The following is a 13,245-nucleotide window of genomic DNA, read 5'->3' on the forward strand; positions in this document are numbered from 1 at the left end:
ATCACCTTCGCTTGGTGTCGCTATTCCTTCACGCTTCCGAGCACGATGCCTTTGACGAAGAATCGTTGAAGGAACGGATAGATCAACAGGATCGGCAGCGCCCCCATGAAGATTTGAGCGGCCTTGGATGTGCGGTCAGACACTTGCGCAAGGGAATCCAAGTCCTTCGCCGATTGCATCGCCAAATCAATCTTGATGACAACCGTATGCAGATAGCTCTGAAGCGGATAGTTCTCCGGGCGGTGCATGAAGATTAACCCGTCGAACCAGGAGTTCCAGTGGTGCACGATGGTAAACAGCACAATCGTCGCAAGTGCAGGCATAGAGAGCGGAACAAACACTTTCCACAGCACCGTCCATGCACGAGCGCCGTCTACGAATGCAGCCTCCTCCAGCTCTTTGGGTAATCCACGGAAGAAGTTAAGCAGCAGGATCACATTAAATACCGGCACCGCGCCGGGGATAATCAGCGCCCAGATCGTATCCATTAAATGCGTCTTCGACACAACGATATAACTCGGGATTAAGCCGCCGCTGAACAGAATCGTCAGCACGAAGAACCATGCGTAAACGGTGCGGTATTTGAACGTCCGGACTTCCTTGGACAGCGGATAGGCCAGCAGAATAGTCAGAAACATATTAACGAGCGTGCCAAGAGCAACCCGCTCTAATGTAACAATGAAGGATCTCGAGAATTCCGGTTTGTGAAGCACGTATTCGTAGGATTGCAGGGTGAAATCTACGGGCCATAACACGACATCACCTGCGGCAGCCGCAGTCTTGTCGCTAAGCGAAATGGCGAATACATGGAGCAAAGGAAGTATGCACAGAATGGACAATCCGATAAGAAACGTATAGTTGGCTGCGTTAAACAGCTTGCGGCTGGTCGTTAATTGATAAGACAAGTTCGCGCACCTCCTAGAATATGCGATAGTTGGCCAAACGGTAGGCGAGTAGATAGGAAGTCGAAATGAGCACGAACGAAACGAAGGATTTGAACAATCCGACCGCTGTCGCAGGTCCGAACTGCGCCTGCTCTAGGCCAAGGCGGTAGACTAGCGTATCAATAATATCTCCGCTTTCGAATACTTGCGGGGAATAGAGATTGAAGATTTGATCAAAGCCGGCATTAAGCACATTGCCAAGGCTTAAGGTTGTAAGCAGCACGATAATCGGCACCATGCCCGGAAGCGTCACATGCCAGGTTTGCTTCCAGCGGCTTGCTCCGTCCACAACGGCCGCTTCGTAAAGCACCGGATTGATGGAAGTGAGTGCGGCCAGATAGACAATCGTGGAGAAACCAAATTCCTTCCACAGATCACTGATGACGACCGTAAACGGGAACCAGCGGTTATCACCAAGAAAATAAACCGGTTCTACGCCAAAGAGACCAAGTACATGATTCACGATACCGCTCGATGGCGACAGAACATCGATTAGGATGCCGCCAAGGATAATCCAAGACAGGAAGTGAGGCAAATAGATGAGCGTTTGAATGCCCCGCTTGATTGCGGTCTTGGTCACTTCATTAAGCATGAGCGCGATGAGTACGGGAAACACGAGCCCAGCTGCGATTTTCATAACGGAAATGTAGATGGTATTCCAGAGCACGGTTAGCGTCTCCGGCATATCCCACACGTACTTGAAATTCTCCCAACCGGTAAACTCCGAGCCGGAGTAGCCGAGCGCAGGGATAAAATGCTGAAACGCCATTACAATGCCGAGCATCGGACCATAACTGTAGATCAGCACAAGAATGACACCCGGAAGCAGCATCAAATGAAAGGGCATCTGGCTGATTCTATTCTTAACCATCGCGGTCCCTCCGTCTTTCGTATGTCGTATTTGGGGTAGATGAAAGAAGAAGAAGAAGGATAGGAAGATCACTATCGTTCTTCTTCTTTAGCTTCTGAATTATTTGCTTTGCTGCGCGGCCCACTCGGACACTTCTTGCGTAATTTGATCGCCGCCAAGCTTCTTCCAGTCGGCTACGAACTTGTCGAACTCTTCGATTGGGGAACCTAGAATGATTTTGGTGAACACTTCTTTTTGCATTTTATCAAGCGTCGCCATTTTCTCTGCCATCGTCTTCGTCTTGGAGCCGTAGAACTTCGTGAAGCTGATGTTCTGCTCCTTGTTCTGGTAGATGCCGTCTAGGACGCTATACGCGCTTTCCGTACCGAATACGCGCACGGTTCCCCATGTGGTGCGGTCGCCGCCTTGGAAGGCAACGATTTTGTCGTAATAGCCCTTCTCCTCCGGATTAAGCGGTGCCGTATCCTTAGAGTCGAGCGCGCCAATTACTTTCTTGTAGTGGCCGTAGTTTCCGATCGGGTCGGAGCCTTTAACCATCATGACGTTCTCTTTGAAGTGTGCATATTCTTTGTCTCCCACGATTTCCGTGTGGAACACTTTAGGATCTGCTTGACCGCCATAGAGCTTCTCTTGGCTTGTATTCAGCAGCTTGATGAGCGCTTCGGGATGCTCCATCTTCTTGCTGACAACCATATATTCGTTGAATTCCAATGCACCCGTATACTGAACCGGTTTATCGGTAGCCGAGATGCCCGGAAGCACTACCCAATCCGCATCTGCATTCTTCGTTACGCTGTCTTGCAGCGGCCAAAGTGGATTCCACAGTGCACCGAAGTTAATACCGATCCGGTTATTCGCATAGTCCTCGCCGACTTTACCGGAATCTTTGACCCCGAATTCGCGGTCGATGAGGCCCTTATTCTTCATCTCTTGCAGCTTGATCAGCGCTTCTCTTACTTCCGGCTGAATACCGCCGTAGCCGATTGTGCCGTCTGCTTGTTCAACCCACGTGTACGGCTGTGCGCCGAATGCGTTGAATATGCCCGTAGCCTCCGCAACGCCGTTCTCGTACAAGTCTTTCGTCAGACCCATTCCGAAAGTATCCTTCTTGCCGTTGCCGTCCGGATCTTGGTTCACGAATGCATCCATGACCTTCTCGAGCTCAGCCCACGTCTTAGGTGCCTCAAGATTCAGTTTCTTCAGCCAATCTGCACGGATGTACATCAAGGACAGACCGCCCTCGAATGAACCTTCATCCGGCGGAATCGCCATCAGCTTGCCGTCAAACGTAGCAGAAGCTTTGGCCAGAGGTCCCATTTCGATCGACTTCTTCGTCAGTTCGGAAGCGTATTTGTTATATACATCAGTCAAGTCGGCGATTAAGTCGGCATCCACCAACTGTTTTAATTGCGCGCCGTTTACTTTCATGATGTCCGGAATATCCCCGGAAGCGATTGCAACGTTAAGTTTCTCGTAATATTGGTCAGATGGAGCGATCCAATCGTACTTTAGCGTAATGCCAAGCTCATCCGCATAAGCTTTGGTCCAGTTGTTCTTCTCGAAGTCGTCTCCTTCTTTGAAGGCCATGGACGGGTCTTGATCTCGAATGGCAGTAACGGTAATCGGCGGATCATACTTCGCATTAATGTCGATCGTTTCTTCAGCCGCGTTCGCATTATTATTGCCTGCTGCAGCTTCATTCGTCGCATTGGTATCCGACGTGTCGTTCGATTTACTGCATGCTGAAGTAAATACGACCATGGTCATTAGAGACAACAGCAACGCGTGTTTCATGGATTTCATCTTTGCAACCTCCCGTTTGTATATACGCTGTCATTCTTGCTGCTTCATCATACCGAACTCACCGGGAGGCGAAAATATGAATGTATTGACATGAAATGTCCAATCTTTACTTTAGTAAACGAAAGAGCAAGGAAGTCAATACTTTCCTTATCTATTGGAACAGAATCGGCTTCTTGGATAAGGCATCCTGCTTCGTGGCGCTGCGAATTGGACGATAGATCGGTGAGAAATCGAGCTTATTCTGTTCATCCCGATACACTGCGTTTCCGAGTGGCACCAGCTTGGAGCCCGCTTGGATGGATATGGCCTCGACGTCTTGCGTTCCATGAAGGAGAAGCGCGCCATGCCGCAGCGTAACCGGAGCTTGACCCTCCTTGCTGCTTCGGATGGGTACTTGCTGCAGCGCAATGCCGAAATTGAGTTCGAGCTTCATTCCTGTTGCAAAGATAACCTTAACCTCTATGAAACCGTTACACGGCACTGCATCGTTCACCGGCTCACCATTTAGACGAAGTTCCACAGAACCCGCCACGGCGTAGCTTGGCACGAACAGCCGGATCGTCTTCTGCTGAATGGCTTCGGGGCAGTCGACGACGGTTAGTGCTGCGCGGCCTGCATATGGATAGCTCGTCTCCAGCTCGATCGTCACTGAGCCTTCTGTAAATGAAAGCTCAGCTTTGCTCGCGTGGTAGAAGGGCACCGTTACTTCGTTGTCTCTCAGCCAATAGCTGTATTCCGCGGCGCGTGAGAGTCCTTCTCCGCCGCGCATCGTGCAGCACCAATAAGCTTCATATACATTCTCCAGCGCGTATAATGAAGGCTCCTCTTCACGCGTGCAGCAATCGCAGCCAAAGCCGCCGTTCTCGCGCTGTCCATGGCTGATTGCATTGTAATAGATAAGATGCGCGGTCTCCAGATAGTGCGGTTTATCTGTATAACGCCATAGCTCTACGGCGGCGACGAAGGAGTCCACAACTGCGCAAGGCTCCGTCCACCACGGGCGGTTAAACCAATTGCGATTCGCATAATTCTCCGTCTTGCCCTCGTCCAGATATAAGGCATAAATAGATTCGGCCGCTTGCAGCAGCCTCTTATCCCCACTCATGCCATAGAAGCGGAGGATGCCTCGCAGCGCCGATAACGTTGCGTGTGTTTGCGCGTTAATGCCCGCGAGATCAATCGCGAGGAAACGCTCGATCATTTCTTGGACGGTCGCTTTCAGCTCCGGCCATTGCAGAAGCTCGTAAGCATGAGTCGCCCCGTCGAGCATAATGAAGGCACAGCCAATGTCCGTCGACAGGTACCAATCGCGAACAGGCTTATCGGCTAGCGTGCCGGACGCTTCGCCGCCCTCCGCCCGCTCGGACGGGTCGGTCGGGTAATGCGCAAAGTGGCTGTGGGCGGGCAGCAGCAGGTTCTTCACGATACGTCCGATTTGCGCCAGCACATCGGGATTCTGCTTCCAAGCGTACAGCTCGCGCAAGGCGCGCAGAAACCAGCTGTTACCGGAGAGCTGCTGCTCATCGGTAATCCCTTCAGGCAAAATATTCCCAAAATAGCCTTGTTCATTCAAATAAGACGGAAGCTTCGCCAATATGGCGTCCATGTGGACGGCATCCTTGCCTGTCGCGCGGGCGGTCAAGATTTGGGCGAGCAGCGTTCTGCCTTCATTATCGCCGGGCCAATCATAGCTCGATGGTTTGAAGACTTCCTCTGGACTATATATCGTGTCTGCCAAACGAGAAGCATTCGCTCGTAAACGATCAAGTAAATCCCCCTGCGCAGCGACATGTTCCAAACCGATTGTATTGCGATTCGTCATACCGATTCCCCTTTTCTCCTCGTATTCGGTCCGTCTTCTTCCAGTCACGGCTCCCCGCAGCCCGCTGCTGCATCTGCATCGTCCAATATGAAGACCCAATCCTCGCCGACTCCGGAGGTGGGCGGCACGAATGTTTGTTTCCCCTGGTTCGGAATCACCTGTATAGGCGTACTCAAAGTCTCGCCTGTGCGCGGATCGTACCAACTGGCGCGGACGTGGTCGCCCGTTATGTGCCCCATGTTCACCTCGAACGGCTGTCCGGTCGCACTGTATACATACAGATAGCTGCGCCCTCTAGCCGCCCGAATATGGTTTGCCCCTTCGAGCTGATCTGTGATCAGACTCTGATCCGGAACTAGCTCCAGCAAAGGTCGCGACTCGAAGAGCGTCCGCACATGCTTCATCTGGTCGGCCCCCGGGCGGCTGAGCGCCTCCCGCCAGTGCAGCTTCGCCCCGCTATACGCTAGGCGGCCCGGCTCATAAAACTGCCAAACACTCGTATGGCCGTAAACATGACCAAAGGCACCGGCCAAGACCGCCCAGTACGCCGCCTGCCGGACGTCATAATCGAGGAAGAAACCAAGCTCCTCGTTCCAATTGACCGAGTGGTCTTCATAGCGGGGTTCCCCATCGATCGTCGGCTTAGGCGGATAGATATGATAGTCCTTGGCAATTAAGTTGTAGTTCGCCAAATGCCTGCCGAAATGGCCGGATTGATGGGTGTGATAATCACACCATTCGTCGTGATGGAACCAGATCGAAGAGGAGAAGCCGCCCATCGGATGATAGGTAATCAGATGATTGCCGCCGTCTCCTTCGCGCAGTCCTTCCGCCATCGCCCGCCACACCGCAATACGTTCATCCGGATTCCGGTCTCCGCCGAGAATCCAGACGATATTTGGCTTGTCCTTGTATCGCTCACCAACATAACGGCCGTATTGGCGTGCATTGTCCACATTGAAGATCTCCGGTCCCTTGGCAAAGGGATTACCCAGCAGCACCTTGTCCCCCCAAGTCGGTACGATGCCAACGACGAGGTCGAGCGATGCCGCATGATCGACGACATAATCGATATGCTTCCAATAATCGTAGCGATCCGCGACTTCCGAGGGACGCGCGGGATCATAGTTGCCCGACTCATCCTGAAGCAGCGGCACCTCGCCGTATGCATTCTGCTCTGCCAGCCCTTCAAGCTCGAAGAGAATGACCGCTTGTACGACATTAAAGCCCTGCTGCTTACGGGTTTCCAAATACGCTGCCGTCTGCTCACGGTCAAGCCGGTGGAACAGCTCCCATGCGGTATCGCCCATATAGAAGAAAGGCGTACCGTCCTCTTTGACAAGAAATCGTTTATTCTCGGATATGTTCAGCATCGCTAGCTTCGCACCTTTCAATCTTAGTTGGCATTTTGACTTAGCCTTGCGGTCTCTGCGTCCGCCACTCATTGCCCCACAGCTTCGTTCCGCCCCCGAATGCTTTGCGGTATTCTTGCCGCCAATAATGCACGTCGTGCAAATTGAGCATCGGCATGTTCTGTCTGCCGGCCCGATCAGGCAGCTTCGGATACGGCTTATGCGGCTCTGATTGATACCAGTACGCAACGGTGGCAAGGTCCAGCGTCAATACGTTTCCATGACCATGCTCGATGCTCGCGCGCAGCGATTTCTCGAAATACACCGGATCCTCCAGCATGAAGCGATAGCAATGCGTTCGTCCAAGGAACCCGGTTTCCCCTTCATTGATCTTGGCAATGCCGAAATACGGATGCATGAACACTTCCTTCGGACACCAAGCGGTATTAAAATAATCCTCCGTCCCCGTGCCATGCAGCGATCCCGGCCATTCTTCGCCGTCGATCATCCACATGTCATCACCTTCTCCGTACCACATCGGGCTCGGATTATCGACGAAGTAATTCAGCCCGACGAAATGGCCCTTTCCTTCTATATCTGCAAACACATAATTGTTCTTATCATCCAAAGTCGGCTTCAGCGGTATGATCTCAAGCAGTCCCTCATTCTCGCCGTCCTCGGGATCCGCATCCGTCAACTCGCGGCGCCAACTAGCGTGAAATCTGCCGATATCATCTCCGAGCTCGTCATGCTCTTCATAATCCACATAGAAATAGAGAGCATCCATCGGCGTGTCCGAATCATTCTCTACCGTAATGACAGCCCCTTGACCGAACGGCATCGGAAAATAACAATTCAGTCCTCTGCCCCCTTGCGGAGCGGCTGCGAGCGGCAACGACATGAACGGATAGGACTGGCCCCAGCCTTGTCCGAAGAAATCGCCGATCGGTGACTCCACGCTTGGCTCGCTTTCTCCATCCCAATACATGCGCAGCACCGCATTGCGGCGAACCATGTGATCACTTGTGCTGATAGTCATCCAGATATGGCGGATAATGCCCGCTCCTTCGATCCGTGCAATTTCCCGGACCCCTCCCGCCCCGATCGGCACGGAATCTTTGTTGAAGCCTGCTCGGTCATAGCTCGAGATGCGCTTCGTTCTTCTGCCGTTTTGAAGCTTGTAAATACCGTCTAGTATGGACATGATGATCGCTCCTCTATTGGATATGATAGAAATGTGTGATTAATAAACTTGCCTACTCCAAAAAAACTCCTATCCTCAGGTGGACAGGAGTGGTCGGAGCTATGCGGGACTGGTGTTCGTTTTATTACTTCAATTATAGAGCCTGCGCAAGCACGCCAACAACGTGAAATCGTTGACTCTAGTTGTCTTTCATTTACCTTTTTGTTGATCGTCGATTACATTTTTTAACGCTGGCCTTTTTGATCGGCTTCAACTAAGATAAGGGAGGTTGATTGATTCGTTCAAAAATTTTTGAACAAACTTTACTATGGGGAGTGGAGCAGCATGAGAAACAGAGAGAATAAAAAAGCTGGCAAGTTAGTTGCAACTACATTGGCAGTAGGGATGCTCGCAATGCCATTTAGCGGGATCGTTTCGGCAGAAGCAGAAGGCAGCTCGACTTTGAAGCTTAGCATTATGGAAACAACGGACATTCATACGAATCTGATGTCCTACGATTATTATAAGGATGCTGCAGCTCCAACTGTTGGTTTAGCAAGAACGGCGAACCTGGTCAAACAAGTGCGTGAACAATCCCCAAATACGTTCTTGGTCGATAACGGTGACCTGATTCAAGGCACGCCGCTCGGCACGTACAAAGCGAAAGTCGCTCCACTGAAAGCCGATGAGATTCACCCGGTTTATAAAGCGATGAACCTGATGGGCTACGATGTAGCTACGCTCGGCAATCATGAGTTCAACTATGGCCTTGATTACCTGAGCCAAGCCATTAAAGGCGCTAACTTCCCTTACATCTCCGCTAACGTATACGTGGATGATAAGGATAACAACCCTGACAATGACGCAAACAAATTCGAGCCGTACAAGCTCATCGAGAAAAAATATAAAGACGAAGCCGGACAAGAGCAAACGCTGAAGATCGGCGTAATCGGTTTTGTGCCTCCGCAAATTATGGATTGGGACAAAGCTTCGCTAGAAGGCAAAGTCATCACGAAAGACATCGTTGAGACGGCTGAGAAATTCATACCTGAGATGAAGGCTGCAGGTGCGGATATCATTATCGCTATGGCGCACACAGGTTTTAACGGCAGCGCGCAGGCGAATGTGAAAGCGGAAGATGCTGTATTGCCGTTAAGCAAAGTAGCTGGCATTGATGCAATCACGTTCTCTCACACGCATAAAGTATTCCCGGCAGTTGACGAGAAGTCACTTGATGCGCTGTTCAAAGACGCTTCGGGCAAAGTATTGCCTGGCGTAGACAACGCTAAAGGTACAATCAACGGCGTTCCTGCTGTTCAAGCCGGATACGGCGGCAGCGACCTCGGCGTAATCGATCTTACACTCGAGAAGCAAGACGGCAAATGGAAAGTGGCGACTTCCCAGTCCTCCACGAAATCCATCTATGATAAAGTAGCGAAGAAATCGCTCGTTGAAGAGGATCCTGCGATTGTAGCAGCGGTTAAAGCTGATCACGATGCGACGATTCAATATGCGAACAACCCGATCGGTACAACGACTTCGCCGATTCACAGCTATTTTGCCCTAGTTCAAGACGATCCATCGGTCCAAATTGTAACGAACGCGCAGAAATGGTATGTGGAACAATATGTGAAAGACAATTTGCCGCAATACAAAGACACGCCGATTCTGTCGGTTGGCGCTCCGTTTAAAGCCGGCCGTAACGGCGTAGAAGAATATACCGAAATTAAAACTGGCCCTCTTGCGATTAAGAGTGCAGGCGATCTTTACCTCTATGACAACACCATGAAGGCCATTTTGGTTAAAGGCTCTGTAGTGAAAGAATGGCTGGAAATGTCGGCAGGCAAGTTCAATCAGATCGATCCGACCGTCAAAGAAGAGCAAGCTCTGCTGAACGCAAGTTTCCCTGTTTACAACTTTGATGTGATCGACGGCGTAACGTATCAAGTTGATGTTACGAAGCCAGCGAAATATAAGACAGACGGTACCGTTAACAATGCGGATTCCAGCCGTATCATTAACCTGAAATACAAAGGCAAAGCAATTGATCCAAACCAAGACTTTATCGTGGTAACGAATAACTACCGTGCAAGCGGCGGCGGTAACTTCCCAGGCGTTAAAGGAAGCAAGTACATCATTGATTCCACGGAAGAGAATCGCCAAATTCTGATGGATTACATCACGGAAAATGAAGAGATTAACCCATCGATCGACAACAACTGGTCCATCGCGCCAATCTTCGGTGACGTGAATGTAACGTTCGCTTCTTCTCCGAAGGCAGAAGGGTATGCGAAAGCAACGAGCAACATCCGTTACTTGGACAAAACAGATGACAAAGGCTTCGGCATCTTCTCCATCAACTTGAACAAAACGTTCCGTGACGTACCTGCTTCGCACTGGGCATTCCCATCGATTCAGCGTCTAGCGGCGAAACAAATCGTACAAGGCAAGAACGAGACAGACTTTGATCCGAACGCACAAGTTACACGTGCTGAGTTTGCAAGCATGCTTGTGAAAGCACTGAATCTTAAACCAACCGCAACTACAGCATCGTTCAAAGACGTTCCGGCTGGCAGTTGGTACGCTGACGCGGTAGCAGCAGCTTACGGCAACGGTTTGGTTAAAGGCATCACGAGCGATCAGTTTGCTCCAAAAGCAAACATCACACGTGAGCAAATGGCTGTGATGGCTAAGAATGCATTGGATCTTCAAGCAGCGGAAACACAAGAAGCAGCTGCCGCGATTGTATTCGCAGACAGCGACATGATCAGCGCTTGGGCGAAATCCAGCATCGATGCAGTAACAGGCAAAGGCATCATGAACGGCCGCGGAAACAATACGTTCGTTCCAAAAGCTACATCGACACGTGCAGAAGCAGCTAAAGTTATTGATCTGCTGATGACAAGCGCAACAAAATAAATTTCGTGCAGGCCTAAGACCCGCGAGATGGACACTTGAATTCAAGTGACCTCTTGCGGGTCTTTTTTTGGTGGTAAAAATGGACGGCGATTTGGCGGATGGATGACCCGGCGCCTTCGTTCTATTTTGCAGCACAATTGTTCAAGCGAGGCGTACGGAAGCTGCGCTCATCATAAAGGATGGCACACCATATTTCTTGAAAACAGGGTACCCTAATCAGGTACCTTTTTCTAATTTATATATCAATATTGACATATACCATGGTTCGAAGCATAATACTTCGTATGCGAAAGTTCGTATACGAAGTAAATTGCAGCACGCTTAGGAGGTAGCCGCTATGGACGAACAACATCGAATCCTTCAAATATTTCAAAGCTACCGCGAAATCAATCAGGCCTTCTTCCAAGTTATGAAGAAAGTTGCGAAGCAGCATCAAATCACGCCGATTCAGCTCATCGTTCTACGCATCTTGAAGGAGCATCCTGAGATCAAACTGACAGAGCTGGCCGAGAAGCTTAATCTTGGCAACAGCACGACCAGCGGCATTATTGATCGGATGGTGCGGGATGAATTGGTGTGTCGCGAGCGCACCGAGGCGGATCGCCGAGCCATGACGCTAACGCTCTCCGATAAAGGAAACACCTTATGGGAAGAGTCGAACACGACGCGCACGCTGCTGTTCCAGCCTCTTCTTCGTTTGTCCGAAGAGGACCAACAACAGTTCCTCCGTATCCAAAGTGAAATTTTAGGCATCTTAAGAAAAGTGAAAGAGGATGGTGTTCTATGACTAGCATGATAAGTTCAACACTACGTAAAGGCCCGATCATGGCCTCCCTGCTCCTCGCAGCCTTCGTAGCGTTGCTCGCCCAAACAGTATTGAATGTCGCGTTACCCAAAATGATGGCTGATCTTAACGTAAATGAGAGCACGATCCAGTGGCTGGCCAACGGCTACATGCTCGTAAACGGTGTGCTCGTACCGATCAGTGCCTTCTTGTTCAATCGTTTCTCAACGCGTAGGCTGTTCTTGGTAGCCTCCTCATTGTTTGCTATCGGGACGATCATTTGCGCCTTCTCCGGCAACTTCGGCGTGCTGCTCTCCGGGCGTCTTGTGCAAGCTGTCGGCGCAGGTATCCTTATGCCGCTCATGTCCGTCGTGATTCTAACGATCTTCCCAGTAGAAGAACGCGGCAAAGCGATGGGGATGATGGGAATTGCCATGATTTTCGCGCCAGCCATTGGTCCAACCATGTCCGGATGGGTCGTCGAGCATTATGATTGGCATGTCCTGTTCTACATCATCTTGCCGCTTGCCCTCTTAGCCGTCATCATCGGTGCCATCTTCATGAAGGATGTTATTAAAACCAGTCTTCCTAAGCTCGATATCCTTGGGGTTGTCCTATCCACCATCGGCTTCGGCGGACTCTTGTACGGCTTTAGTGACGCCGGCTCGGCCGGCTGGGGCAGCACAACCGTTATTGTCTGTCTTGCATTAGGCGGGCTGTCCTTACTGCTCTTCATTATTCGATCACTCACGGCCGAGAAGCCGCTGCTTGATTTGAATGTATTCAAATATCCGATGTTCTCCTTGACTACACTGATCAACGCAATCATCACGATGGCCATGTTCTCCGGGATGATTCTGCTTCCGATCTTCTTGCAGAATATCCGCGGCTTCTCACCGCTGGACTCCGGTTTGCTGCTGCTGCCGGGAGCGATCCTGATGGGGATTATGTCGCCGATCACGGGGATGATTTTCGATAAAGTAGGCGCCCGCTGGTTGGCTGTTGTCGGCCTCGTCATTACGACGATTACGACCTATGAATTCAGTCATTTGACGGCGGACACCACTTATAATCATATGATGCTGATCTATACGCTGAGGATGTTCGGGATGTCAATGCTCATGATGCCAATCCAGACAGCCGGTATGAACCAGCTGCCGCGACGCCTGAATGCACATGGATCGGCGATGTCGCAGACACTTCGAAATGTCTCCGGCGCACTCGGCACCGCGATTCTGGTCACACTCATGACGAACAAATCGGCGTCTCACGCCAAGGAGCTAATCCTTGCAGGCAAGATCGATACGACCGACCAAACCAAAATGGCGGAAGTCACACAAACAGCGATGATCTACGGAATCAATCATTCCTTCATCGTTGCAACTTGGCTGACCGTGGCCGCGCTCGTTCTGGCGTTCTTCATCCGCAAGGTGAAGCCGCATGAGGAGCCTACAGTCGCACGCACGGACTTCACTGATTTCGCCGATGTGGATTAACTAACCATGTTTGTCCCAGAAACACAAAAGGCCGGGAATTCTCCGCAAGCGGAGATCCCGGCCCTCTTTTT

9 protein-coding genes are annotated in these 13,245 nt (G+C 50.9%); 3 read left to right on the top strand and 6 right to left on the bottom strand.

The window, feature by feature from the left end; translation table 11 throughout:
* Nucleotides 1-20 precede the first annotated feature (20 nt).
* The 6 genes from AC506A_RS24520 to AC506A_RS24545 all read right to left on the bottom strand — a co-directional run bounded on the left by AC506A_RS24520 (nt 21) and on the right by AC506A_RS24545 (nt 7,996).
* Nucleotides 21-905 (bottom strand): carbohydrate ABC transporter permease, encoded by an 885-nt coding sequence (locus AC506A_RS24520; protein ID WP_495463622.1) that lies wholly within the window; start codon nt 903-905, stop codon nt 21-23.
* A 13-nt stretch (nt 906-918) separates the two neighbouring features.
* The gene (locus AC506A_RS24525) at nt 919-1,815 is read right to left on the bottom strand and encodes an ABC transporter permease (protein WP_495463623.1); all 897 of its coding nucleotides are present in this window, start codon (nt 1,813-1,815) and stop codon (nt 919-921) included.
* Nucleotides 1,816-1,914: 99 nt separating this feature from the next.
* Nucleotides 1,915-3,618: an extracellular solute-binding protein gene (locus AC506A_RS24530; RefSeq protein ID WP_495463624.1), complete on the bottom strand. Its 1,704-nt coding sequence runs from the start codon at nt 3,616-3,618 to the stop codon at nt 1,915-1,917.
* Nucleotides 3,619-3,769: 151 nt separating this feature from the next.
* Nucleotides 3,770-5,440 carry a glycoside hydrolase family protein gene (locus tag AC506A_RS24535; RefSeq protein ID WP_495463625.1) on the bottom strand — a complete coding sequence of 557 codons (1,671 nt, stop codon included), beginning with the start codon at nt 5,438-5,440 and terminating at the stop codon, nt 3,770-3,772.
* Nucleotides 5,441-5,484: 44 nt separating this feature from the next.
* The gene (locus AC506A_RS24540; RefSeq protein WP_495463626.1) at nt 5,485-6,813 is read right to left on the bottom strand and encodes a glycoside hydrolase family 140 protein; all 1,329 of its coding nucleotides are present in this window, start codon (nt 6,811-6,813) and stop codon (nt 5,485-5,487) included.
* A 40-nt stretch (nt 6,814-6,853) separates the two neighbouring features.
* Nucleotides 6,854-7,996, bottom strand: coding sequence for a glycoside hydrolase family 172 protein (locus tag AC506A_RS24545; protein ID WP_495463627.1), 1,143 nt, complete (start codon nt 7,994-7,996; stop codon nt 6,854-6,856).
* 324 nt (nt 7,997-8,320) lie between these two features.
* Here AC506A_RS24545 and AC506A_RS24550 point away from each other — a divergent pair, with 324 nt between their 5' ends.
* From AC506A_RS24550 to AC506A_RS24560, 3 genes are all read left to right on the top strand, one after another.
* Entirely contained in the window at nt 8,321-10,894 is a 2,574-nt protein-coding gene (locus AC506A_RS24550) for a bifunctional 2',3'-cyclic-nucleotide 2'-phosphodiesterase/3'-nucleotidase (protein ID WP_495463628.1), read from the top strand.
* Between the two features lie 337 nt (nt 10,895-11,231).
* The gene (locus tag AC506A_RS24555; RefSeq protein ID WP_495463629.1) at nt 11,232-11,681 is read left to right on the top strand and encodes a MarR family winged helix-turn-helix transcriptional regulator; all 450 of its coding nucleotides are present in this window, start codon (nt 11,232-11,234) and stop codon (nt 11,679-11,681) included.
* Nucleotides 11,678-13,174, top strand: a complete 1,497-nt coding sequence (locus AC506A_RS24560; RefSeq protein ID WP_495463630.1) for a DHA2 family efflux MFS transporter permease subunit — start codon at nt 11,678-11,680, stop codon at nt 13,172-13,174. Before AC506A_RS24555 ends, AC506A_RS24560 begins: the two co-directional genes overlap by 4 nt.
* Nucleotides 13,175-13,245 lie beyond the last annotated feature (71 nt).

Source organism: Paenibacillus sp. N22P23, assembly GCF_059383735.1.